The sequence below is a fragment of the Delftia sp. UME58 genome, assembly GCF_014170385.1.
GTDB lineage: Bacteria > Pseudomonadota > Gammaproteobacteria > Burkholderiales > Burkholderiaceae_C > Comamonas > Comamonas acidovorans.
Window position 1 is genome coordinate 158,813 of the sequence record NZ_LZZV01000013.1, and the last position, 23,543, is coordinate 182,355.

Annotated in this window: 19 protein-coding genes and 1 pseudogene; 7 read left to right on the forward strand and 13 right to left on the reverse strand. The window is 62.7% G+C overall.

All coding sequences use genetic code 11. The features are described from left to right. Positions 1-83: 83 nt before the first annotated feature. From A9976_RS04180 to dapC, 6 genes are all read right to left on the reverse strand, one after another. A complete protein-coding gene (locus A9976_RS04180) occupies positions 84-1,082 on the reverse strand; it encodes a LysR family transcriptional regulator (protein WP_183017940.1) in 999 nt (332 codons plus the stop codon). A 1-nt stretch (position 1,083) separates the two neighbouring features. After that, complete coding sequence (gene prmB / locus A9976_RS04185; protein WP_183017941.1) at positions 1,084-2,061, reverse strand: 50S ribosomal protein L3 N(5)-glutamine methyltransferase; 978 nt, start codon at positions 2,059-2,061, stop codon at positions 1,084-1,086. A gap of 20 nt (positions 2,062-2,081) precedes the next feature. Next, positions 2,082-3,242 (reverse strand): succinyl-diaminopimelate desuccinylase, encoded by a 1,161-nt coding sequence (gene dapE / locus A9976_RS04190; RefSeq protein ID WP_183017942.1) that lies wholly within the window; start codon positions 3,240-3,242, stop codon positions 2,082-2,084. An 86-nt stretch (positions 3,243-3,328) separates the two neighbouring features. Then, positions 3,329-4,498: a PilT/PilU family type 4a pilus ATPase gene (locus A9976_RS04195; protein ID WP_183018162.1), complete on the reverse strand. Its 1,170-nt coding sequence runs from the start codon at positions 4,496-4,498 to the stop codon at positions 3,329-3,331. A 180-nt stretch (positions 4,499-4,678) separates the two neighbouring features. Beyond that, entirely contained in the window at positions 4,679-5,503 is an 825-nt protein-coding gene (dapD, locus tag A9976_RS04200; RefSeq protein WP_183017943.1) for a 2,3,4,5-tetrahydropyridine-2,6-dicarboxylate N-succinyltransferase, read from the reverse strand. A 51-nt stretch (positions 5,504-5,554) separates the two neighbouring features. Continuing rightward, positions 5,555-6,760 carry a succinyldiaminopimelate transaminase gene (gene dapC, locus A9976_RS04205; protein ID WP_183017944.1) on the reverse strand — a complete coding sequence of 402 codons (1,206 nt, stop codon included), beginning with the start codon at positions 6,758-6,760 and terminating at the stop codon, positions 5,555-5,557. A gap of 188 nt (positions 6,761-6,948) precedes the next feature. Between dapC and A9976_RS04210 the strand changes: the two genes are divergently transcribed. Then, positions 6,949-8,487 carry a methyl-accepting chemotaxis protein gene (locus tag A9976_RS04210; RefSeq protein ID WP_183017945.1) on the forward strand — a complete coding sequence of 513 codons (1,539 nt, stop codon included), beginning with the start codon at positions 6,949-6,951 and terminating at the stop codon, positions 8,485-8,487. 64 nt (positions 8,488-8,551) lie between these two features. Here A9976_RS04210 and rsxB read toward each other — a convergent pair whose 3' ends face one another. From rsxB to dusA, 3 genes are all read right to left on the reverse strand, one after another. Further along, on the reverse strand, positions 8,552-9,271 hold the full coding sequence (gene rsxB, locus A9976_RS04215; RefSeq protein ID WP_183017946.1) for an electron transport complex subunit RsxB: 720 nt from the start codon (positions 9,269-9,271) through the stop codon (positions 8,552-8,554). Between the two features lie 23 nt (positions 9,272-9,294). After that, the gene (locus A9976_RS04220) at positions 9,295-10,668 is read right to left on the reverse strand and encodes a polyhydroxyalkanoate depolymerase (protein ID WP_183017947.1); all 1,374 of its coding nucleotides are present in this window, start codon (positions 10,666-10,668) and stop codon (positions 9,295-9,297) included. A 168-nt stretch (positions 10,669-10,836) separates the two neighbouring features. Next, entirely contained in the window at positions 10,837-11,847 is a 1,011-nt protein-coding gene (gene dusA / locus A9976_RS04225; protein ID WP_183017948.1) for a tRNA dihydrouridine(20/20a) synthase DusA, read from the reverse strand. 186 nt (positions 11,848-12,033) lie between these two features. Here dusA and A9976_RS04230 point away from each other — a divergent pair, with 186 nt between their 5' ends. Continuing rightward, positions 12,034-12,792, forward strand: a complete 759-nt coding sequence (locus tag A9976_RS04230) for a hypothetical protein (RefSeq protein WP_183017949.1) — start codon at positions 12,034-12,036, stop codon at positions 12,790-12,792. 82 nt (positions 12,793-12,874) lie between these two features. Here A9976_RS04230 and A9976_RS04235 read toward each other — a convergent pair whose 3' ends face one another. Further along, positions 12,875-15,142: an IPTL-CTERM sorting domain-containing protein gene (locus A9976_RS04235; protein ID WP_232245825.1), complete on the reverse strand. Its 2,268-nt coding sequence runs from the start codon at positions 15,140-15,142 to the stop codon at positions 12,875-12,877. Between the two features lie 512 nt (positions 15,143-15,654). On the opposite strand from A9976_RS04235, the gene A9976_RS04240 reads away from it, so the two are divergent. Further along, complete coding sequence (locus A9976_RS04240; RefSeq protein ID WP_232245824.1) at positions 15,655-16,839, forward strand: hypothetical protein; 1,185 nt, start codon at positions 15,655-15,657, stop codon at positions 16,837-16,839. 358 nt (positions 16,840-17,197) lie between these two features. On the opposite strand, the gene A9976_RS04245 is transcribed toward A9976_RS04240, so the two are convergent. Continuing rightward, positions 17,198-18,049, reverse strand: a complete 852-nt coding sequence (locus A9976_RS04245; RefSeq protein WP_183017950.1) for an NPP1 family protein — start codon at positions 18,047-18,049, stop codon at positions 17,198-17,200. Between the two features lie 512 nt (positions 18,050-18,561). Between A9976_RS04245 and A9976_RS04250 the strand changes: the two genes are divergently transcribed. The 4 genes from A9976_RS04250 to A9976_RS04265 all read left to right on the forward strand — a co-directional run bounded on the left by A9976_RS04250 (position 18,562) and on the right by A9976_RS04265 (position 20,968). Continuing rightward, a complete protein-coding gene (locus tag A9976_RS04250; protein WP_183017951.1) occupies positions 18,562-18,714 on the forward strand; it encodes a hypothetical protein in 153 nt (50 codons plus the stop codon). A gap of 884 nt (positions 18,715-19,598) precedes the next feature. Further along, the gene (locus A9976_RS04255) at positions 19,599-19,817 is read left to right on the forward strand and encodes a hypothetical protein (protein ID WP_183017952.1); all 219 of its coding nucleotides are present in this window, start codon (positions 19,599-19,601) and stop codon (positions 19,815-19,817) included. A gap of 44 nt (positions 19,818-19,861) precedes the next feature. Continuing rightward, positions 19,862-20,182, forward strand: coding sequence for a hypothetical protein (locus A9976_RS04260; protein ID WP_183017953.1), 321 nt, complete (start codon positions 19,862-19,864; stop codon positions 20,180-20,182). Positions 20,183-20,689: 507 nt separating this feature from the next. Further along, positions 20,690-20,968 (forward strand): hypothetical protein, encoded by a 279-nt coding sequence (locus A9976_RS04265; protein ID WP_183017954.1) that lies wholly within the window; start codon positions 20,690-20,692, stop codon positions 20,966-20,968. Between the two features lie 69 nt (positions 20,969-21,037). Here A9976_RS04265 and A9976_RS04270 read toward each other — a convergent pair whose 3' ends face one another. Further along, entirely contained in the window at positions 21,038-22,468 is a 1,431-nt protein-coding gene (locus A9976_RS04270) for an IPTL-CTERM sorting domain-containing protein (RefSeq protein ID WP_259649099.1), read from the reverse strand. Between the two features lie 93 nt (positions 22,469-22,561). Then, positions 22,562-22,975, reverse strand: a pseudogene (locus A9976_RS31845) (hypothetical protein); the annotation flags it as partial. Between the last annotated feature and the right edge of the window lie 568 nt (positions 22,976-23,543).

The following is a 23,543-nucleotide window of genomic DNA, read 5'->3' on the forward strand; positions in this document are numbered from 1 at the left end:
CAGAAAAATTGATGTCCAGATCAACCCTTGCGGTATTTGCTGATGGCCCGTGCCCAGACCCCTGCGGTCATGCCGTCATGCCGTCATGCCTGCTGCCAGCGTGCCTGCCAGATGCCGGCCGTGATCAGTTGCCGGGCCTGTGCCATCAGCGCCTGCTGGACCACCTGCAGCGCCGGGTCGCTGCTGCGGTTGGCCTGCACGGCCAGGAAGTAGCGGCGCAGCAGTTCGGGCGCCGTGACCTGGGCCACGATCCAGCCATGCTGGATGGCCGTGGGCGCAGCCTTGGCTTCCTCGCGCAGCCAGGCGGGCGCATCGCTCAGCGAGCAGGCGGGCGTGAAGGTGAAGCCCGCGCCGCAGTGGTAGAGCGAGCGGATGACGCGGGCGGAATCGTGTTCGTGGACGATGTTCAGCCGCAAGTCCCGTGCGTCGGCCGCGGCCTCCACGGTCTGGCGGATGGAAAAGCGCCGCGACTGCAGCACCAGCGGCAGCTGGCAGGCGTGGGCAAAGTCCATGCGCGGCAGGCCGCCGTCCGGCGCGGGGCGCAGCAGCGGGGCCACGCTGCCATCGACATCCTGGCCGCATACGTAGATGGATTCCTCGGCCATGGGCTGCACCTGCATGTCGTGCAGGCTGGCCGTGTCCACGAGGATGGCCAGGTCGGCACGCCGGTCCAGCATGGCCTTTTGCACCATGAGGCTGAGGTCGTCGAGCACGAAGATGCGTATGCGCGGGTGGCTGTTGCGCAGGCTGGCGATCACGGGGCCGGCCAGCAGGCTGGTCAGCAAAAAGGGCAGGGCGAGGGTGACCGAGCCTTCGGGGCCCTGCGGCAGGCGCTGTATGCGCTCGCGCATGGCATCGGCGTCGGACAGCAGGCGGCGTGCGTCCTCGTACAGCTGGGCGCCGGCCGGCGTGGGGGTCACGCCGGCGTGGCTGCGCTCCAGCAACTGGGCGCCCAGCTCGCCTTCCAGCTTCTTGATCTGCGCCGTGAGCGCAGGCTGGGCCACGTACAGCGAGTGCGCGGCGCGCGAGAGGCTGCCCGCCTCCAGCACCGCGATGAAGTAGCGCAGCGCCCGCAGGTCCATCTCAGCCCAGGGGGCGGTAGGTGGGGCGCAGGGCCTCGATGTCGCCTTCGGTCCAGGCGCGCAGTGCCTCCTGGGTGATCAGCAGCACCTGCTCGTCGCCCGAGCTGGTGTCCAGCCAGAACACGGGCAGGTCGGGGAAGGCGGCTTCGAAGAAGTCCTTTTCATTGCCGATTTCCAGCACGACCACGCCTTCCTTGGCCAGGCGCGACGGCAGGTCCAGCAGCAGGCGGCGGATGAAGTCCATGCCGTCGGCACCGCCGGCCAGCGCCAGTTCGGGCTCGGCCTGGTATTCGGCGGGCAGGCGCGACATGCTGTCGGCGTTCACATAGGGCGGGTTGCACAGCACCAGGTCCCAGGGGCCGGGCAGGGCGGCCAGTCCGTCGCTTTCCAGCAGCTGCACGCGCTCGGCGAGTTCATGGCGGTCCACGTTGATGCGTGCCACGGCCAGCGCGTCGGCCGAGATGTCGGCGCCCGTGACCTCCACCTCGGGCCAGGCCATGGCCGCCAGGCAGGCCAGGCTGCCGTTGCCCGTGCACAGGTCCAGCACGCGGCGCGTGCGGTCGGACAGCCAGCCGTCGATGCTGCCGTCGGCCAGCAGCTCGGCGATGAAGCTGCGCGGCACGATGGCGCGCTCGTCCACGTAGAAGGGCACGCCCTGCAGCCAGGCCTCGCGCGTGAGGTAGGCGGCGGGCTTGCGCGTGCGGATGCGCTCTGCGAACAGCTCGGCCACTTCGGCCTGCTGCTGGGCGCTGACGGCCTGGTCGGCCAGGGATTCGGGCGCGCCGGGCGCCAGTTCGCTGTCCAGCGGCAGGCCCAGCTTCCACAGCGTGAGCCAGGCCGCTTCGTCTTCGGCCGTGGCCGTGCCGTGGCCGAAGGCCACGCCGGCCGCCGTGAGCGCTGCGGCGCCCGAGGCCACGAGGTCGGCGATGGTGCTGCCCGAGATGGCGGGAGTATTGGCAGGGGTGGGGGCGGATGTCATCGTCGGCTCCTTGGTCGCGTTCAGGCCGCCTGCTGGCGCTGCAGCTCCTGGAGCGTGCGGCGGTAAATGTTCTTGATGGGCTCGATGTCGGCCACCACGATGTGCTCGTCGATCTTGTGGATGCTGGCGTTGGGCGGGCCCACTTCCACGACCTGGCTGCAGATCTGGGCGATGAAGCGGCCGTCGCTGGTGCCGCCCGTGGTGGACAGCTCGGTCTCCAGGCCGGTCTCGGTGCGGATGGCGGCCTGCACGGCATTCACCAGCGTGCCCGGCGTAGTCAGGAAGGGCTGGCCGCCAATGGTCCAGGCCAGCTCGTACTCCAGCCCGTGGCGGTCCAGCACCGCCTGCACGCGCTGCTGCAGCGACTCGGCCGTGGACTCGGTGCAGAAGCGGAAGTTGAAGTCGATGGTCACATGGCCGGGGATGACGTTGGATGCGCCCGTGCCGCCATGCATGTTGCTGATCTGCCAGCTGGTGGGCGGGAAGAAGGCATTGCCCTCGTCCCAGCGCGTGGAGGCCAGTTCGGCCAGGGCCGGCAGGGCCTGGTGGATGGGGTTGCGCGCCAGCTGCGGGTAGGCGATGTGGCCCTGGATGCCCTTGACCGTGAGGCGCCCGCTCATGGTGCCCCGGCGGCCGTTCTTGATCATGTCGCCCGTGCGCTCCACCGAGGTGGGCTCGCCGACGATGCACCAGTCCAGGCGCTCGCCGCGCTCGCGCAGCAGCTCGACCACGACCCTGGTGCCGTCCACCGAAGGGCCTTCCTCGTCGCTGGTCAGCAGCAGGGCGATGTCGAAGGAGGGGGCCGGTGTCTCGGCCAGGAATTCCTCCAGCGCCACGACGAAGGCGGCGATGGAGGTCTTCATGTCGCTGGCGCCGCGGCCGTACAGCTTGCCGTCGCGGTGCGTGGGCACGAAGGGCGGGCTGCTCCACTGCTCCAGCGGGCCGGTGGGCACCACGTCGGTATGGCCGGCAAAGACCAGTACGGGCCGGTCGGCGCCTGTCCCGGAGCGCCGGGCCCAGAGGTTGCGCACGCGAAAGCTGCCGGGGCCGCTGTCGATGCGCTCGCAGGCAAAGCCCATGGGCTGCAGGGCATCGGCCAGGAGTTCAAGGCAGCCGGCGTCTTCGGGAGTGACGGAGGGCAGGCTGATCAGCTGCTCGGTCAGTTGCAGGGTGCGGGACATGGTGGGTGGGATCAAAAAACAAAAAAGTCGGAGGGCCGGCTGCCGCCAGCGTGCTCCGACATTGTGAACGCTGCGGGGCTGGCCGATCAGTTCGGCTTGACTTCCAGCATGATTTCCGTGAACGAGGGCATGTCGTCCTCGCCGGGCGTGGCCAGTTCGGCGAACTGGCTGGATGGCGCGGCATGACTGGCCTTGACCACGTCGTTTTCCAGCCGCCACATCAGGTTGGTGGGCGAATCGGCGAAGGCCAGGGCTTCGGCGCGGTCGATGCGGCCGGAGCGGACCAGCTGCGCCAGCGCCTCTTCAAAGGTCTGCGAGCCTTCGGCCATGGATTTTTCCATGGCCTCCTTGACGCCCGAGAAGTTGCCGCGCTCGATGAGGTCGGCGATCAGCTTGGTGTTGAGCATGACCTCGACGGCAGGCATGCGGCCGCCGTCCACGGTGCGCACCAGGCGCTGGGAGATCACGCCCTTGAGCGCGGCCGACAGCTCACCCAGCATGGTGGGGCGGATTTCCTCGGGGAAGAAGGACAGGATGCGGTTGAGCGCGTGGTAGCTGTTGTTGGCGTGCAGCGTGGCCAGGCACAGGTGGCCCGACTGCGCAAAGCCCATGGCCGAGGACATGGTCTCGCGGTCGCGGATTTCGCCGATCAGGATCACGTCGGGCGCCTGGCGCAGCGCGTTCTTGAGCGCGATCTGCAGCGATGCCGTGTCCGAGCCCACTTCGCGCTGGTTGACGATGGAGCGCTTGTTGCGGAACTGGTATTCGATGGGGTCCTCGATGGTGAGGATGTGGCCCGTGAGCCTTTCGTTGCGCGCATCGATCATCGAGGCCAGCGTCGTGCTCTTGCCCGAACCCGTTGAGCCCACGACCAGCAGCAGGCCGCGCTTTTGCATGATCAGCTCGCCCAGCACGGGCGGCAGGTTCAGCGTGTCCATGGCCGGAATGTGCTGGGCGATGAAGCGGATCACCACGGCGCAGCTGCCGCGCTGGTGCATGGCACTGACGCGGAAACGGCCCACGCCGCGCAGCGGCACGCCCATGTTGAGCTCACCCGTTTCGTCCAGCTCCTGCAGGCGCTCGGCCGGCACGATCTCGGCCAGCAGGCTGCGCGGCGCGTCGGGCGGCAGCAGCTGGTTGTTGATGGGCACGCATTCGCCGTTGATCTTGATCAGCGCCGGCGCGTTGACCGCCAGGTAGACGTCGGACGCCTGCTTCTCGCCCATCAGGCGCAAAATCCTCTCCATCGTGCCCATGTTTTCCCCCAGATTCGTGTACTGCCGCTGTTCTTGGATCGTTTGCACGCTCTTGTGACGTGAAACGGGCGTCCGCTGCCTGGTGGCCGGGGACGCCCTCGAGAGTATGCCTTGCTCCATCCCCTGAACAGGGGATGTTTTGGCGCCGCAACCACGCCTTTGGCGCGGTGCGGATGCGGGTCAATCGCGCAGCAGGTCGTTCAGGCTCGTGGTGGAGCGGGTCTTGGCATCGACCTTCTTGACGATGATGGCGGCGTACATGCTGTAGCGGCCGTTGTCCTTGGGCAGGTTGCCCGACACCACCACCGAGCCGGCAGGCACGCGGCCAAAGCTGGTCTCGCCGGTCGCACGGTCATAGATGGGGGTGGACTGGCCGATGTACACGCCCATGGAGATCACGGAGTTCTCTTCCACGATCACGCCTTCGACGATCTCGGAGCGCGCGCCGATGAAGCAGTTGTCCTCGATGATGGTCGGGTTGGCCTGCAGCGGCTCCAGCACGCCGCCCAGGCCCACGCCGCCGGACAGGTGCACGTTCTTGCCGACCTGGGCGCAGGAGCCCACGGTGGCCCAGGTGTCGACCATGGTGCCTTCGTCCACATAGGCGCCGATGTTCACGTAGGAAGGCATCAGGATCGCGCCCTTGGCGACGAAGCTGCCGCGGCGGGCCACGGCCGGGGGCACCACGCGCACGCCGGTGGCGGCGATCTCGGCCTCGGTCATGCCGGCGAACTTGGTGGGCACCTTGTCGAAGAAGTTCAGGTCGCCGGATTGCATCAGCACGTTGTCCTTGAGACGGAAGGACAGCAGCACGGCCTTCTTGATCCACTGGTGCACGGTCCACTGGCCCACGCCTTCGCGCGTGGCCACGCGCAGCTGGCCGTTGTTCAGGGCATCGATCACGTGGTCCACGGCCTCGGTCACTTCCTTGGGAGCGGCAGCGGGGGAGAGGCTGGCACGGTTGTCCCATGCGGTGTCGATGATGGATTGCAGCTGTTGCGTCATATGGCTTTGGTGATCAAAGGGTTTGTGAGGAAAGGGGAGCGCAGGGCTGTCTCAGCGCTGGCGCGATTCTATGAACTGTGCAATGCGCTGGGCCGCTTCCAGGCATTCGGCGGTCTCGGCCACCAGGGCCATGCGCACGCGCCCGGCGCCGGGGTTGCGGCCATTGGCCTCGCGCGCCAGGTAGCTGCCGGGCAGCACGGTCACGCCGGTGGCGGCATACAGCTCGCGGGCAAAGTCGGCGTCGTCCAGGCCCAGCGATTCGGGAATGCCGGCCCAGAGGTAGAAGCTTGCATCGGGCAGGCGCACATCCATCACGCGTGCCAGCACGGGCGTGACCTGGTTGAACTTCTCGCGGTACAGGCGGCGGTTTTCCTCGACATGGGCCTCGTCGGCCCAGGCCGCCATGCTGGCCGTCTGCACCACGGGGCTCATGGCACCGCCGTGGTAGGTGCGGTACAGCAGGAAGGCCTTGATCAGGGCCGCATCGCCCGCCACGAAACCGCTGCGCAGGCCCGGCACATTGCTGCGCTTGGACAGGCTGGTGAACATCAGCAGGTTCTTGTAGTCCGTGCGGCCCAGGCGCTGTGCGGCCTCCAGTCCGCCCAGGGGGGGCGTGCCGTCGAAGTAGATCTCGCTGTAGCACTCGTCGCTGGCAATCACGAAGCCGTAGCGGTCGGACAGGGCAAACAGCTTTTCCCACTCGGCCAGCGGCATCACCGCGCCCGTGGGGTTGCCGGGCGAGCACACGAAGATCAGCTGGGTCCTTTCCCACACGTCGGCGGGCACGCTGTCCCAGTCCACCGCAAAGTTGCGCGCAGCGTCGCTGGGCGCGTAGTACGGCTGGGCGCCGGCCAGCAGGGTGGCGCCTTCGTAGATTTGATAGAACGGGTTGGGGCAGATCACGCGCGCGCCGTCCTGGCTGGCATCCACCACCACCTGGGTGAAGGCAAACAGTGCCTCGCGCGAGCCGTTGACTGGCAGCACCTGGGTGGCGGCGTCCAGGGCAATGCCGTAGCGCTGGCGAGCCCATTGGGCGCAGGCCTCGCGCAGCGCGGGCTCGCCGGCCGTGGCCGGGTACTTGGCCAGGCCGCCGAGATCGGCGCTCAATGCCTGTTCGATGAACGCCGGCGTGGCATGGCGGGGCTCTCCGATGCCAAGGCTGATGGGGCGCACACCCGCCGGTGGCTGGACCCCGGCGAACAGTTTGCGAAGACGCTCAAACGGGTAGGGCTGGAGTCGGGAGAGCAGGGGATTCATGGGCTCGCATTATGGATTGATGCGCTTTCGGCATGCCGTTGTCACAGGGGACTGCGGGTCTGCACGCTGGCTTTTTTGCATTCTGTTACCTATTCTGGCATGGTCTCGACTGGGGCCATGCCATCTCGTGTGGCGGGGCCTCGCGAACGGTGAATTCCAGATACCAATGACTAGAGAGGCAATCAGCTATGCAGGCAGGCGCTGGCATGGAAAAAGTGGGAAACAGGCATCGTAAGCATACATCCGGCCCCGGGGCCGGCTTCCTTGTATGCGCGGTGTGGGCATTGGCCGGGCCGCCGCTGGCGCTGGTGGCCGGTTCGGCGGGCATGGGCCCCTGGGTTTGGGGGGGCGTGCTGCTGTGGGCCGGGCTGCTGCTGGGCGGCATGCACAGGCTCTGGTCGCGGGTGATCGGCGAGCGCGAATTGCTGCAGCAGGCCATGCAGGGCATCGCCCAGGGCGACCTGAGCCAGCGCGTGACCGTGGAGGCGGCCGCCTCGCAGGAGGGCGCTGGCGCCGTCCAGACGCCCAAGGCACTGCTGGGAGGCATGGTCACCTCGCTGTCGGGCATGGTGGCCGATGTGCGCAGCAACGCGGCCCTGGTGGCGCAGGCCGGGCAGCAACTGGTGAACGAGCACCAGGCGCTGTCCGACCGCACCGAGCTGCAGGCCACCAATCTGGCCCAGACCGTGGTCAGCGTGGAGCAGTTGAGCAGCGCCGTGCAGCACAACGCCGATGTGGTGGGCGTGGTCCACCACCAGGCCAGCGCCGTGCGCGGCGCCGCCGATGAAGGCGTGGTGGCCATGGGCCGCGCCGTGGAGTCGGTGGAGACCATCGAAAGCAGCGCCGGACGCATGCGGGAGATCATCGGCGTGATCGACGGCATTGCTTTCCAGACCAATATCCTCGCGCTCAATGCCGCAGTGGAGGCTGCACGGGCTGGCGAGCAGGGCCGGGGCTTTGCCGTGGTGGCCAGCGAGGTGCGCTCCCTGGCCGGCCGCTCGGCCGAGGCGGCGCGCGAGATTCGCCACCTGATCGGCGATGCGCTGACCCAGGTGGAGCACAGCACCGAGTTGATCCGCACGGCCGGGCGCGGCATGGAGCGCGTGACCGAAGGCATCCGCCAGGTGGCCGAGCACATGGGCGAGCTCTCGCAATCGACCGGCAGCCAGAGCACGGGCCTGGCCGAGATCAGCCGCGCCGTGCACCAGATCGACGAGATCACCCAGCACAACGCGCAGATGGTGGGCCACGCGCTGGACCAGGCGCGCGCGCTGCAGCAGCGTGCGCAGATGCTGTCGGGGGCGGTGTCGCGCTTTCGGCTGCAGCAGGGTACGGCAGAAGAGGCCGTGGCGCTGGTCGAATCCGCCCTGGGCCTGGCGCGGCGCGGCGTGGCCACCGAAGCACTGCTGGCCGCCGTGAACGACCCCGGCCAGCCCTTCCATGACCGTGACATGTATGTGTTCGCCCTGGCCGCCGACGGCAGCTACCGCGCCTTTGGCGGCAACCCTGCGCGCGTGGGCGTGCGCGTGCAGGAGCTGCCAGGCGTGCGGGGTGAGCAATTGCTGAGCGACATCATTGCCCAGGCCGAGCGCGGCCCAGGCTGGGTGGAGTACGACTTCAGAAACCCCGCCACGCAACAGGTACAGACCAAGATGTCCTTCGTCTGCAAGCATGGCGGGCTGTACTGGGGCTGCGGCGTTTACAAAAGCCTGGCGCTGGCTGCGTAGGCCTGCGCAGGCCCACAGGGGGCAAATGCGACAGGTGGCTCGCCTGCCTTGGCACGCACACTGTTCAGTGCGTGTTGGGCAATGCGTCGCCGCCCGCGCGCTGGGCTCGTGCGCGGGCCATGATGGCGGCGATGGTGGCCTGCTTGCTGTTGTCGGCCACGGGTGGCGCGGGGCAGGGTGTGGAAGGGCTGGCATTGTCGGCGGCGGCGTCCTGCCCTGCCGATGCATGAGGCACCTGCGCCCGGCTTGCACCCAGACGCTCGCGCTCCAGTTCACGCTCGCGGCGCAGCACATAGCGCTGGCGCGCGTGCTCGGCCTGCTGCGGGCTCCAGGCAGACCAGCCTGTGGCCGGTCCGCTGGCATTGTGCAGCTCGATGCAGTCCACGGGACAAACCGGAATGCACAGCTCGCAGCCCGTGCAGTGGGCGGCGATCACCGTGTGCATGAACTTGTTTGCGCCCAGGATGGCGTCCGTGGGGCAGGCCTTGATGCACAGGGTGCAACCTATGCACCAGGCCTCGTCGATCACGGCCACGGTGCGCGGGGCTTCCGTGCCGTGCTCGGCGCTCAGGGGAACAGCGGGCCGGCCCGTCAGTGCAGCCAGCCGCTCCACTCCCGCAGCGCCGCCCGGGGGGCACTGGTTGATGCCGGCCTCGCCCGAGGCCACGGCCCGGGCATAGCTGGCGCAGTCTGGGTAGCCGCAACGCGTGCACTGCGTCTGCGGCAGCGCCGCGTCTATGCGTGCTGCCAGATCGTCGCGGGCAAGGATTGCGAAGGCGGACATGGCGTGCCGGGTTTGCTCGGTGCTCAGCCTGCCTGCACCTTGGCACCGCGCTTGCGCGGCTGCTCGGCGGCCGAGGGCCCGTCATCGCTCAGGCTGCTGGCGTGACCGGCCGCGCTGGCGGCCGTGGCGCTTTCGGGCTGGTGGGCACTGATGAACTCGCGCACCTGCGGGTAGACGATCTCTCTCCAGCGGCGCCCGCTGAAAATCCCGTAGTGGCCCGCACCCGGCACTTCAAGGTGCTTGCGCTGCTCGGCTGCGATGCCCGTGCACAGATCGTGCGCTGCGCGCGTCTGGCCCGAGCCGGAGATGTCGTCCAGCTCGCCTTCCACGGTCAGCAGGGCGCTGCCCTTGATGTCCTGCGGGCGCACCAGCTCGGCCTGGCCTTCGGGCGAACGCACTTCCCAGGTGCCATGGACCAGCTTGTAGTCCTGGAACACCGTGGCGATGGTCTCGAGGTAGTAGTCGGCGTCCATGTCGAGCACGGCGTTGTACTCGTCATAGAACTTGCGGTGGTGCTCGGCGCTGGCGTCGTCACCCTTGATCAGGTCCTTGAAGTAGTCGTAGTGGCTCTTGGCGTGGCGGTCCGGGTTCATGGCCACGAAGCCCGAGTACTGCAGGAAGCCGGGGTACACACGGCGTCCCACGCCTGGATAGCCTTCGGGCACGCGGTAGATCACGTTGTTCTCGAACCACTCGAAGCTGCGGTTCTGCGCCAGGTTGTTCACCGAGGTCGGCGAGCGGCGCGCGTCGATGGGGCCGCCCATCATGGTCATGGACAGCGGGGGTGTCTCGCCGCGGCTGGCCATCAGCGACACGGCAGCCAGCACCGGCACCGTGGGCTGGCAGACGCTGACCACGTGGCACTGGCCGTACTTGCCCTGCAGGTAGCGGATGAACTCCTGCACATAGTTCACGTAGTCGTCGAGGTGGAACTCGCCATCGGCCAGAGGCACCAGGCGGGCGTTCTTCCAGTCGGTGATGTAGACCTTGTGGCCGCCCAGCATGCTTTGCACCGTATCGCGCAGCAGCGTGGCGTAGTGGCCCGACAGCGGTGCCACGATCAGCACCACGGGCTGGCTCAGCATGGTCTGCAGCGTGTCGGTGTCGTCGGAGAAGCGCTTGAAGCGGCGCAGCTCGCAAAACGGCTTGTCCACTTCGACGCGCTCGCGGATGGTCACGTCAACGCCGCCCACATCCACACTGTGCAGGTTGAATTCGGGCTTCTCGTAATCCTTGCCAAGGCGGTAGAACAGATCGAACCCGGCGGCCATGCGCTGGGACATCGGACCTTGGCTCAGCACCGAGTGGGGGTTGCTGTAGAGCTTGGCTGCAGCTTGCGCGAAATCGGCAAAGGGCTCGACCATGGCGCGCTGGATTTCGTAGAGCTGATAGAGCATGGATACAAGGGGTTGTTTGGAAATGTTGCAGTGCAATATATCAGCAGCAAGCTAAGAAAATTGGTAGTAAAACCCCTCTGATGCTGTCGCGTAAGTGATAGTTTTCACCGATAGGCCTGGGTGGGCGGTCGCCTCAGCCCTGGCCATCCTGCAATGCAGTCCCCGGCACTAGGCGGCAAGCGCCGCCTCGGCCGGTTTGGTGCGCGCAAGCCGCATCACTTCTGAAGGCGGCAATAGCTTGAGCTGGTGATTGCTCCATACCTGGCGCCAGCGGCGCGCCCCCGCCAGCCCGTTGCGCAACCCCAACATATGCCGCGCGATGGAGTACCAGTGAGTGCCATGCGTGCGCGCCTCGCGCTCCATGTACGCCACCATCTGCTCCTCGATGGACTCGCGCGTGCGTTCCACGCTCGCATCGCCGTAGTACAGCGCATCCCACGAGGCCAGCCACCAGGGGTTGTGATAGGCCTCGCGGCCCACCATCACGCCATCGACCTGCTGCAGCAGTTCCTGTACCGTGGCATCGGCCTTGATGCCGCCGTTGATGGCAATGGTCAGTTCCGGAAAATCCTGCTTGAGCCGGGCCACGATCTCGTAGCGCAGCGGCGGGATCTCGCGGTTTTCCTTGGGCGACAGGCCCTTGAGCCAGGCATTGCGGGCATGCACGATGAACACGCGGCAGCCCGCATCTGCCACCGTGCCCACGAAATCGCGCACGAACCCGTAGCTCTCATCCTTGTCGATGCCGATGCGGTGCTTCACCGTGACGGGCACATCCACCACATCGACCATCGCCTTCACGCAATCGGCCACCAGCGGCGCCTCGTTCATCAGGCAGGCGCCGAATGCGCCGCGCTGCACCCGCTCGCTGGGGCAGCCGCAATTGAGGTTGATCTCGTCATACCCCCACTGCGCCCCCAGCCGCGCGGCCTGCGCCAGATCGGAAGGCTCGCTGCCACCGAGCTGCAGCGCCACCGGATGCTCCTCGGCCTCGAAACGCAGATGCCGCGGCACATCCCCATGCAGCAGCGCGCCCGTCGTCACCATCTCTGTGTAGAGCAAGGTGTGGCGGCTCAGAAGCCGGTGCAGGTAGCGGCAGTGTTTGTCGGTCCAGTCCATCATGGGCGCAACGGACATGCGCCACATGCTGGCCGGTGCTTGATTTTCTACGTTTGTCATTGATCTGATTGGGTTTTTTGCTCTGGCGTCGCTGCCTGATTCTTCGCCATTCAACCCCGTTTTCGCTGATTTTCTCGCTGGCTTTGCTACATCCTTCACCGGTAGCAAAACAGATGGGACCATCACTTCACGCAAGCGAGCACACGGCTTGCTTGCTCGCTTGCTTGCACCGCAAAGATCCGGCTGATGGAGAACGGCACGTTCGTCCACCGCGAAAGCCAGACCTACCGTCGGAAAGTGCTGGCCAACGAGTGGCTGCGCAGGCGCGAGTACGAAATGGACCAGGAGCGCGCTTCCGGTCAGGCTGTGTACAAGAAAATTTCAGTGGGGGAGCCACTGCGGGATTATGTCAGTGCGGCTGAAAACGTGACTGAGTGGGGCCGTAGCAAAAAGGCCGACATCGCGCGCCTGCAGGCCTCTGGTCGGGCCGACCTACAGGCCACCAGGCTCACGGTGCAGGATCTGATGGGCTACACCAAGAAGCGGCGCATGGAAGACGAGGCCGGCCCCGCCACCGTGCTCAATGACATGGTGTGGCTGCGCCAGGTCTTCCTGCATGCTTCGGCTGCGCGCGGCGTCGATGCGCCGCTGCAGATGCTGGACCGTGCCAAGTCCGAGCTGCTGCGCACGCATGTGATCGCAAAGCCGGCCCGGCGCTCGCGCCGGCTACTGCCGGAAGAAGAGTCCAAGCTGCTGGAGCACTTTGCCAGCCGCGACGGCCGGGCATCCATTCTGCGCCGTGATCTGGACCTCTGGACCAACTGCGCGCTGCCTCTGACAGCCTGCGCGAGCAATCCGCAGATGCGGCCTGCCGACGTGTCAACGCTCCCCCCGCCGCCGTCCTTGAGTACGCCACTGCCCTCGGAGTCATATTTGAAGACTGCCGCGCAGCGTATGCGGATATGGCAGCAAAGGCTGATGGGCATGCAGCTGATGCAGCCCTGATGAGTGATTCCTGGCCCAACACGTCGCGTTGACAAGCGCGCGGGCGGGCAAAAGGAAAAGCCACCCTTAGGTGGCTTGTGTTTCAGACTTGTCGCCGCATTCTTGCCAGTCCGAAAATTGACATCAGCGCCGACAACACGATGAGGCCCCACTCAGAAATCGTGGGAATTGCGTGCGAGGCTGCAGGTGCCGCCAGCAACATGGGCGCGAAAGGATCCGTGATCACGCCCGGCACGGTGGTCTCGTTGTCGCCCTCGCCGTCATCCGTGACGCTGTAGCTCACCGAATTGCCATTGACAGCCAGGTCCGGCGGGGTGAACCAGCCGACCTGCATGGGCGGCTGGCCGTGGGGGCCATATTTTTGCATCGTCAACCCCGCCAGGCTGCCGGCAGGGTAGTCCACCTGCACCTGGAGCTTGGCGCCTGCGCAGCCGGTGGTACTGAAGAACAGCGCACCCACTGGGAAGGATGCATTCGCCGGTGAACTGGGAATGCCCGACGCACTGATGCGAAGGGTTCCGGGGGACACCGTGCAACCCGCCTGGGTGCTGGTGACCAGTACGGACGCATTGCCTGCGTTGCCGGGCAGCGGTACGGTTTCGGCGACCGGTGCTGTCACAGCTACTGAATAGGCTCGTGAGCCTTTGGCACCGTTGGCATCCGTGGCCGTGACCGTGAAGCTGCTGGTGCCGCTGGCGGAAAGGATTCCGCTGATGTTGCCGGTCGATGTATTGAGAGTCAGACCGGCTGGAAGGCTGCCTGAGCTGATGGTGTAGCTGTAGGGAGCGGTGCCACCCGACGCGCTGACCGTGGCGCTATATGTGGTGCCTTGGAGCCCTGCGTTCAGGGAAGCAGGCGCCACAGCCAAAGTCGGGGCACTGACGTTGATGGATACCGTGGCCGCGCTGGAGGTGCCTGTGGCATTGGTGGCGGTATAGGTAAAGCTGTCTGGGCCCGAATAACCTGCCGTGGGTGTGTAAGTGATGCTGGTCCCGCTGGCCGTGGCAGTGCCGTGGCTGGCTGCGCTGGCGATGGCCACGCTAGTGGCGGCGCCACCGCTAAGGTTCAATGTGATGGGGTTGGCACTGCTGTTGGCAGCAACCGTGGCGCTGACGGCGCCGGCGACGGGCGCTTGGGCATTGATTGTAAATGTGTAGGCTCTTGATCCGGTGGCACCGTTGGTATCTGTGGCCGTGATGGTCAGGTCGGTGGTACCACTGGAGTAGGGCGTGTTGCTGATCACTCCGGTGGAGGTGTTCAGGCTCAGCCCGATGGGAAGAGTGCCGGCGGTAATGGTGTAGGAGTAGGGCGCCATGCCACCGGAGGCAGACACGGTGGTGCTGTAGCTTGAACCGACGGTACCGTTGGGCAGGCTGGTCGGGGTAAATACAATAGTCGGGGGTTTGACCGTGATGGTTATCGTGGCCGGGCTGGATGTGCCGCTGGTATTGGTGGCGGTATAGGTGAAGCTGTCTGAGCCCGAATAACCTGCCGTGGGTGTGTAAGTGATGCTGGTCCCGCTGGCCGTGGCAGTGCCGTGGCTGGCTGCGCTGGCGATGGCCACGCTAGTGGCGGCGCCGCCACTGAGGTTCAGTGTGACGAGGTTGGCACTGCTGTTGGCTGCGACCATGGCGCTCGCTGCCCCTGCAACAGGCACCGGCACATTGTAGGTATATCCATTGACAAGAGTGGCCGAACCGCCAGGCGTAATGATCGTAACATTCACAGCGCCTGCCGCGTGGGCCGGTGTGGTAGCCGTAATTGTGGTGGCGTTGTTGACGGCGTAGTCCAAGGCAGCTGTACCTCCGAAGCTGACTGCAGTGGCGCCCGTCAGATTGTTACCGGTGAGCTTGACCGAGGTGCTGCCGGCGGTGCTGCCGCTGTTGGGGGCGACGCTCGTCAGCGTGGGCACAGCGGGACTGGTCACCAATAGGTAATACTTGGCAACACCGCCATCGTTGTTGTCGTCATTCAGAGTGATGCTGAAGGTATACGCGCCGGCTGTGGTGGGGGTACCATGCAAGTCCGTGGTCGCCGAGCCTGGCGAAGCGTCCAGTACGAGCCCTGGCGGGAGGCAGGGCGCCTCGCTGTCATAGTCTGGATCGTTTGCGTCACATTCCACCCACCTGTCCAAGGGTGCTACGCCTCCTATGGAGTATATGGTGATGCGCATGGACTGTCCTACGGCGATGGTCGGTAGCGTGCTTCCTGAGGTGGGGTTAGTGATAACTGGCGCTCCTGCATGGGACGAAGCTACCAACATGAACAACTGCAGGAAAAAAACAGCGATTCCTCGAAAAAACCAAGGTAAGAGCCTTATTTTTTGCGAAATTTTAATCATGTAGGCCATTGCTAATTACCTAATTTAAGGTTTGGAAGAATGCGTTTTCTATTGGGAGAGGCTTCTCAATGGTTGAATTCAAGTCGCTAGATGAACCCCACCTTGAATGCACCCGTCTCTGTTGCTGACCATAGTAGCGCCTAGTGATTTTAGTAACAAAAAGCATATTTTCTATCACTGATTTCGCTGTGCAAATGCTCAGCGTCGTTTGGCAAGTATGGGCGTCCTCGGATTTTTCGCCATATCCACCACTCGTGCCAAGCCTGCCACCCTGCCGTGATCCAAACCACGAAAGGACGCACACATGAGCTTGAAAGACGACCACCTGCGCCTCCTGTCCGACGCCGAGCGCGAGGCCATGGAAGCCGACCAAGACGACTACGATCCCGAGGAAGACAACGCTGCAGCGCTGGCTGCCCTGGGGCGCGGCCCCCTTGATGCGGAAGAGGAAGAAGAGGGCGACGACGGCGCGGCTGATGCGGGCAAGGGCAAGCCGGAGCGCCGAGTCTCGCTAGGAAGGCGTGAGTGCGGACGAACTGCAGGAGCGCTTCGATGGCATTCGCTACAACTTGGAGGACATGGGCTATCGCGGGTTTGCGCATGTGGGCGGAGGAAAGACCGGCAACCGGGCTCACAAGGTGAACATCTATTGGTATCCCGAGGATGATCTGTCCGTCACGCGCAGCGAGCTGTCCCGTTCTGAGGAAGGGGCTGAGCAGCCGGCGGCTGTGTCGTTCAAGCGCGCCGAGAGTTCCGTGGCTCCCACCATGACGGCCGACCTGGCGCAGGAGCTGCCGCGCATCGCGGGTGGCGCGGCGCCGGCGGGCGCGCGCGGTGCACAGCCGGCTTCCATGGCGCGCGCGCAGAAGGTCGTGGACGCGGTACGCCAGGCCTGGGCCAACGCCCCGCGTATCAACGTGGTGTTCGACCTGCAGGATCCGCGCGTGCCCCAGGAGGCGCGCGACACGGAGCGACTGCAGGCGGCCGAGGGCGCGGAGGGCGTGCCCAAGGGTTTCTACTTCGATGGCGAGGTCTATCTGGCGGCAAGCCAGCTGGCCACGCCCGAGGATGCTGCCCGCGTGCTGTACCACGAGGCGCAGGGCCACCACGGCCTGCGCGGCGCCTTCGGCGAGAAGCTGGATGCGGTGCTGGACCATATCATCGTGGCTCGCCCGCGCGAGGTGCGCGCCAAGCTGCAGGAGTATGGCGAGCGGGACGACCTGGTGGGCCGGCGCTACGCGGCCGAGGAGGTGCTGGCCGAGATGGCCGAGGTGTTCCACAACATCCGGAGCACCACCCGCGCCATCTACGAGGATCTGCGCCGTGGGCGCCGAGAGGAGGGCGCTGGCACTGGCGAATGGGCCAAGCTTTGGGAGCAGCTGCAGTTGGACGGCGGCACCACCGGCTACCGCGACCTCCATGCCGATCCCAAGGACCGCGCCAAGGCATTGCAGAAGGCGCTGGACCAGGTGGGCGAGGGCAAGGTGATCGGCAGCGGCCGCGCGCTGCTGAACTGGCTGTCGGACTTCAATGAAACCCTGGAAGTCACGATGAATGAGCAGCATGCCTGTGTCGCGCAAATTGTTGATCATGCATCTGCACTGCAGCCGGCCCGCGGTCATAGTAATGGGGAATTAACATGGATACTATTGCTCTGTGTGCTGAATTCCGGTGGCTTAGAGATCAGAGCGAAGAAATCTAAGTGACTGAAATCAACTTCTTAAAAAATAGCAGCTTACGCTTGGTGTATGGGCTAATTTGGTTTAATCGGTGCGGACTATCGATTTAATGAGATAAAACGGATTTATTTTATCTATTGTGCTTAACAAGCGTGCGAGGACCATATGTGTTTAAGGCTATTTTTGGTAAATGATGCGTATCACTCATGGTGCTGTTTGGATTACTGACAGCACATGCGCAGTCCGTTACCTATTCTGGGATTTAAGATGACTACAATGGTGCATCAGATTTCTCATCATGTACCACTCCACCTTGCGGGTGCCACACTTCCTGCTTTCGTGCTGCTGCAGCGCGGGCACACGCTGTTATCGTTGTCTCTTGTTTTTATTTTGCTTTAAAAATTAATGATTTAGGCCATCCGGCTGGAATATTCTTGTTGATATAAGAAGAATTTCCTGCCTTAAATGTGGCTTTGCCAAAATCTGCATTTTTTATAACGCTCCAGTAATTTGAAGATTTCTCACTGAAGTCTGAAAAATCCAAATAAATATCTTCTGCTTCACCAAACCATTTCCCTGATGGTGTCGGATTCGTGTTGGTTGGTATGAATTCTCCAGATGAGTTCTTTCCTTGGGCTTTGCTGAAATTATGTGTCCCTTTGTGTATTACATATTTAAATGCATATACATTTGGTTGGCCTTTGAGATGAGGTACATCTTGGGACTTGTAGTTGTGTATAGGGCCGTGTTGCGACGCGCCAATATATTCAATATTGCCATTTTTGCTCCAGATAACTACATCTTCCCAGTCGTGGCGATGGCCCCAACCGGTCGTTGGACCTTGATCTTTGACAAAATATACTGAAAACATTCTTGCGGAATATTCGTCACCATCCACGTTGGTTTTGAACTCGCTTACAGCAACCGTTGCTTTTTCAAGTTGATTCGCATAAGCGCAATGCCCATTTCGGGCTCCTGTATCCTTGATGCCTGGGTTGGGCTTCAATTCTCCAGCGATCTCACCGACGGGTGAGGATGCCAAGCATCCATCGCCATTGCTTCCGAAGGCAAAAACTATTTTTCCACTCTTAAGGTTTGGGGAAATTTGCGGCCTATTTTCCTTTGATACGGCGAAGCAAGCTGCCTCTGTGCTGGGGCAATCGTCTTTTTCCCAAGAGTGCGCGGTTGAAGAGAGTATTGCTGTCAGCGAAACAAGAAGAATATTTGATTTGCGCATTTGCAGTTCCTTCAGAATTTGAGCTATGGAGATCTAAATTTATCTCATGCGATCTATGATAGATGGTCAAGTTAATGTTGGCGAAAAATTGGTCGGTAATTTTCTCTACAAACAAAGTGCTTGACGCTCAATAGTGCGACATGAGGGTCTGAGCCACAATTGGTAAGTACATTACACACTTTTTTTTGGAAATCTCATATACCTGAAATTTGGTATTTTGAAATTGATAACGATTTGTCATTGACTATTGCTAGTGTGGGGTTGATTCTTTGGAGAGAATTTGTTTGCAAAGAGCAGTGGGCGGTTACCGCTGTTCTTATCGTCTTGTGTGCGATTCCGCGCTGCATCCGTGTAGTGGTGGAAGTCATTGCTCCGAAAAGTGGTGCGATAAGAGAATTGACTACTATGAGAATCTGAAACGCATCAACATCACATGGCGGAGGCCAACGGTCGTGTCGAGCGCGGATAGGTACTGGACGTGCCGCTGTCGAAAATGACGATGCCGCGCCCTGGTGGATAAGCGTATTTCCGACTTGGCGAGGGCGCGGCGCCCCGTGCAGGTAAGCGACGATCTGAACAAGCGCGAGCCGGTGAAAGAAATCAACGCGGAGATCGAGGCCTCTTTGCATCGGCTGAACCCAGCCATTGAGGAGGCGCTGTTCTAGGTAAGGAGCTGATAGTGGATTGCCCAGGCAGTCACTGTGCCATGACCAAAACCTGCCCAAAGTAGGCTGGACCAGTGGGGAGAAGGCATGATTTCGAAAACACTAAGAGCGTGGCTATCGCTGCAAGCTGTTGATGTGCAAGGTGTTTTCTCTCATGCCTATTTCGGTGGATCGGACTTTAATCCGTTGGTCGCAGCCTCATGACCAGGTAGTACTCCCCGATTGGGCCATGCCCCTTCCGCTCAAACGCTTCTGAGCTTGGTAGGCCAGCCGCTCATCGGTCGGTACATGCAGACCGCCGGATCTACGCACAATTAGAAGCGCAGCCAAGCGAGCGATGCTGCATAGTTGCTACAGAGGGTCGCGGCTATTCCTCTAAATTGTTGTCAGATAATGATTTTTTCATAAATCAATCCAGTCCATCATGGGCGCCACGGACATGCGCCACATGCTGGCAGGTGCTTGATTTTCTACGTTTGTCATTGATCTGATTGGGTTTTTTGCACCGGTGGCGGTCGTTGATTCTTCGCCATCCACCCCCCGTTTTCCTGTTTGTTCAGTTCTGAGCACTCAGGGGGAATCATCACCGCACACAAGCGCCCAGGCGGCTCGCTGGCCTACACCGCACAGGTCCTGCCAATGGAGAGCGGTACGTTCATCCACAGCGAGAGTCCGGCCTTGATCGGAAGGTCCTGGCGGACGAATGGCTGCGCAGACGCGGGTATGAAATTGAGCAGGAGCGCGCATCGGGTAGATGCAGCACAAGAGAGTTTCAGCGGGGGAGATGCTGCAGGACTATGTCAGCGCGGCCGAAAACGACTGCGTGGGGGCGTGGCAAAAAGGCCGACATCGCGTCTGCAGGCTTCCAGGCAATCGAGCTCACGGTGCAGGATCTGCTGGGCTACGCCAGGAAGCGGCGCACGGAAGACGAGGCAGGCCCGGCCACCGTGGTCAATGGCATGGTGTGGCTGGGCCAGGTCTTCCCGCATGCTTCGGCCGCGCGCGGCGTCGATGCGCCGCTGCAGGCGACGGCAGGGCGCCCATTCCCATCCGGACAGCGCCATGCGCTGTGCTCATGCCTCGGTCGGTTGCTGGGGGCGTGAAGGAGGCGGCTACAGTGGTGCATACAGTCTGAGAGCATGGATCAATGTTTCTTCTGCCACTCATATTTTTGCCATTCGTTTTCATCATGGCGATCAACAGGCTGATCCGCATTCCCGTCGGATTGCACCGCGGCGAGCTGCATGTTCCGGCGCTCCAGCGGGGTATGCTGATGTTCGCCGGTGCAGGGGCATACCTTCTGTTGCTGGGCTACACCATTGGCCTTTTCGTGGTGATAACCAAAGGGGTTCTTTTCACTTCGGATGTTGTGACGGCTTTGCTACATGCAGCCGGGTATGTTGCGGCCTATCCATTGGTCTACATGGTCGCCGCATGGGTTTTTTATTACACATTCAGGACTCGCTGATTCACAGTGCTCCAGCGCAGGCATGGGTCGGCGCGTTGCCGGCTCAGAAGCGGCTTGTTGAAAGAAAAAGCCCCTGGCACGCGTACCCAGGGGCTTGAGGCGCCGCCTAGACTTGGCGCGCACCTCCTTGCTTGGTGTATCGGCAGTTCGTTGCCTAACTTTTGGCTGCTTCGATGAAGAACTGTCCCCTGTCCTTGCCGCCGATCCAGTTCGGGGCTTGCCCCGGCGGTCCGGGTGGCGCCCGTCTCCGGCATGTGCACGGCGCGGCGGTCCTTGACCGTGGCAATGCCAAGTGCCGCGGCCGTGGTGGCCTTCACCTCGAAGATGCCCAGGCGCTTGTTGATATGGCCGACGATCAGGCCAGCACACGCGCGCTCTGCATTTCCCCAGCACCGGCTCTTGGGGCGCGCCCGTAGGACTCTCGCCACCGAAATCTTGCCCAGGGACCGACAGCCTGCAGCCCGCTGCTGGCACAACATAAAAGCTCTGAAGAAACAGGAGCTATGAATGACGGTTTCAGAAAAGATCCAGGACCTGCGCAAGTGGGATGACTCTCGAAAGGGATTCACGGGAGAGCACTGGCTGGTACTCGGCGCAGGCCTCTTGGCCCTGCGCCATGCCCGGCGCGCGGAAAGCGGCATGGGCCGCCTTGTGAGCGGTGCGCTGGGCACAGCCCTGATAGCGCGCGCGGCAACGGGCCGCGACGGTGTATTGGGAACGGCAGGGCGATTGGCTGCAAAGCCCACGCTGGCCGAGCGCCTGCTGATCGCCGCGCGCCGCCTGTAAACGCGCAGGCAAAGAAAAGGCCCGCAGTTGCGGGCCTTGCTTTTTCAGGTTTTTCAGGTCAAGGCTGTATCAGCGCTGGCGGCGCGTGCGGCGCAGGCCGAACATCGCCAGCAGGGCAGACATCAGGATGACTCCCCACTCGCTGAGCGTGGGAATGGCTGCCGTGCCGCCACCTGGTCCGGCTGCTGCCAGCACGGGCACGAGTGGATCTGAAATCACGCCCGCTGCAGGATTGGTGTCGCCAGGTCCGTTGTCCGTGATGGTGTAGGTCACTGTGGTGCGCGTGCCGTCCACGCGCACATGCAGCGCAGTGACAGGGTCAAACCAGCCGCCGGCACCATCGGGCTTGCGGAACTGCACGCCTTGGGGAAGGGCGCTGGGGTAGGTGAGCGTCATCGTCACGGGAGCAGTGCAGTTTTCAGCGCTGAACGCAAATTGGCCGTTCAGCGCCTGCAAGCCAGGCGGCGTGGATGCTGCGGGGCCGAAGCCGCCGCCAGGCTGCAGCGTGCAGGTGGGGCCGCCGCCGGACATCGTGGCAGTCGGCGTGCCGGCCATGCCGGGCACACTGCCGGGGGCACTCACCAGTTCCAGCCTGCGTGGGGTGGCTTGTACGGCTGGGGAGGGTGCGCCGGTCGTTCCGTTGGTTGCCGCGATGGCGAAGTTGTAGATGAAGCCATTGGTCAGGCCGGCCACGACGATGGGTGATGTCGTTCCTTGCTGTGTGACTACGCCAGATGCGCCCACGGGGGTTGCAGTCACGATATACCCGGTGATGGGGTTGCCACCGTTGGATGCAGGAGCAGTGAAGGTAACCATGGCCTGGCCGTCACCTGCAGTGACGTGGCCGATGGTGGGGGTTCCAGGTGCTGTCGCACTCACCATGAAGGTCTGCGACACCTGAGGTGCTGGCTCGTAGCTTCCATCGCCGCCCTGGTTCGCATGGATAGTGCAGGAGCCGGTGGCCACAAATGCCAATCTGCCGCCAGGGGAGGTGGTGCAGACATCTGCGGTGGAAGAGCTGAAACTCACCGGCAGGGTGGAGCTGGCCGTTGCGCTCAAGGTCGGCGTGGTGCCGAAATTCTGGATGCCGGGGTTCGCGAACGTGATGGTTTGGGCTTGCACGCCATTCACCAGCACGCCGGCCGTGGCACCTACATTCGCCAAAGTCAGTACGGCGCTGGTGCCACCGCTGGTCATCGTGCTCCCGTTGAGAGCGATGGCGGATCCCAGTGTCACGCCATTTGTGTCAACGTCTCCCGGCTGCACGGTATATGCAAAGGTCAGTATAGACGTGTCGCTGCCGCCGACGAAGGTCGCTTGCCGGTTGGTTGCACCAATCACCAGGGGGATAGAGGGCAGGTCGCCAGCTGTTGTTACCGCGACAGCAGCGTTGTAGTTCACATTGAACTGCAGGTTCTGCCCAGCGGTATAGGTTCCATTTGCAGGGACGCTGACTGACTGCACCGAGGGGGCGGAAGCAGTCAGCGTGAAGGTCTGCATCGTTTGACAGGCGTTGGCGTCTGTGATGGTCACCCGATATTGACCGGGAGCTAGTCCCGCCACGGTTGCCGTTGTGCTCCCGAGGGGGGTCCAGTTGTATGTGTAGCCAGGGGTGCCTCCGGTAGGCACGATGGTTGCGCTACCGTTACTGCTATCTCCAACGGGATTGATCTGAGACGGTGTGCCTGACAGTATTCCGGGCTGTCCAATGATCGTAGAAGCTGTGCCCTGCAGGCCTTTCGTGTCAGTAACCGTAACTGTATAGGTGCCTGCCATGAGCCCTGTTGCGGTAGCGTTTGTGCCCCCGGTGGGTGTCCATAGGTAGGAGAAGGGTGCAACACCGTTCCGGATGTTTTCAACCGTGGCGGTGCCATTGCCTCCCCCGTAACACGAGGCATTGGTCTGCGATGTAGACACGTTTAGCGACTCTGCGCTCGCGGAGCCAGAAAAGGCCGCAAGAGCCATGGCGCTGCCAAGCATCCATGTGCGCAAAACTCCAGAAGACATGTTGTTCCCTTATTTTGGAGATCGGCGCACTCTCTGTAGCGCTGTTTTCCGAATTTCTATTGGATGACCAAATGCGCCACAAATTGTAGAAACTTGTGTATTTTGTCTATCACTGAAATTTGGTATTTACCTTGATAGGGTGCCTGTTGACCATCCCGGACCTTGGAGGCCGAACTGGCCAAGGCGCGCGCTGCAGATGTGGGTGAAAAGCCGGCTGTCAGCACAGCCCATCACGTGAACGACGTCCAAAAGGCCCTGACGCTGGAGCATCAATAGGGCAACAATGCAGTCTCTGAGCGGTTTTTGATCAACGGATTTTCTACTCAATGGAATTTCTTGAATTGAGAAAATACATGAGTAGATTCCCGTTTGGCGTGATTGCTCGGTTATCTAAGATCTGTGCTATGTGCCTGGAAGGTACTTCTGTATTATAGATGTTGTTATTGTTTATTCGAAATAGTATCCTCTTTGTTCCAATTATGAATTCATCCCCCTGGATTTGCCCGATATAACTTCCATTTTCGCTATGTACGTTCCACCAGCCACCTTCAATCATTGCATGTCTCCC

Excerpts from the sequence above, each read along its gene's own strand:
- A9976_RS04180 (WP_183017940.1), bottom strand. The coding sequence starts at position 1,082 with ATGGACCTGCGGGCGCTGCGCTACTTCATCGCGGTGCTGGAGGCGGGC.
- prmB (WP_183017941.1), bottom strand. The coding sequence starts at position 2,061 with ATGACATCCGCCCCCACCCCTGCCAATACTCCCGCCATCTCGGGCAGC.
- dapE (WP_183017942.1), bottom strand. The coding sequence starts at position 3,242 with ATGTCCCGCACCCTGCAACTGACCGAGCAGCTGATCAGCCTGCCCTCC.
- A9976_RS04195 (WP_183018162.1), bottom strand. The coding sequence starts at position 4,498 with ATGGGCACGATGGAGAGGATTTTGCGCCTGATGGGCGAGAAGCAGGCG.
- dapD (WP_183017943.1), bottom strand. The coding sequence starts at position 5,503 with ATGACGCAACAGCTGCAATCCATCATCGACACCGCATGGGACAACCGT.
- dapC (WP_183017944.1), bottom strand. The coding sequence starts at position 6,760 with ATGAATCCCCTGCTCTCCCGACTCCAGCCCTACCCGTTTGAGCGTCTT.
- A9976_RS04210 (WP_183017945.1), top strand. The coding sequence starts at position 6,949 with ATGCAGGCAGGCGCTGGCATGGAAAAAGTGGGAAACAGGCATCGTAAG.
- rsxB (WP_183017946.1), bottom strand. The coding sequence starts at position 9,271 with ATGTCCGCCTTCGCAATCCTTGCCCGCGACGATCTGGCAGCACGCATA.
- A9976_RS04220 (WP_183017947.1), bottom strand. The coding sequence starts at position 10,668 with ATGCTCTATCAGCTCTACGAAATCCAGCGCGCCATGGTCGAGCCCTTT.
- dusA (WP_183017948.1), bottom strand. The coding sequence starts at position 11,847 with ATGACAAACGTAGAAAATCAAGCACCGGCCAGCATGTGGCGCATGTCC.
- A9976_RS04230 (WP_183017949.1), top strand. The coding sequence starts at position 12,034 with ATGGAGAACGGCACGTTCGTCCACCGCGAAAGCCAGACCTACCGTCGG.
- A9976_RS04235 (WP_232245825.1), bottom strand. The coding sequence starts at position 15,142 with ATGGCCTACATGATTAAAATTTCGCAAAAAATAAGGCTCTTACCTTGG.
- A9976_RS04245 (WP_183017950.1), bottom strand. The coding sequence starts at position 18,049 with ATGCGCAAATCAAATATTCTTCTTGTTTCGCTGACAGCAATACTCTCT.
- A9976_RS04260 (WP_183017953.1), top strand. The coding sequence starts at position 19,862 with ATGTTTCTTCTGCCACTCATATTTTTGCCATTCGTTTTCATCATGGCG.
- A9976_RS04265 (WP_183017954.1), top strand. The coding sequence starts at position 20,690 with ATGACGGTTTCAGAAAAGATCCAGGACCTGCGCAAGTGGGATGACTCT.
- A9976_RS04270 (WP_259649099.1), bottom strand. The coding sequence starts at position 22,468 with ATGCAGACCTTCACGCTGACTGCTTCCGCCCCCTCGGTGCAGTCAGTC.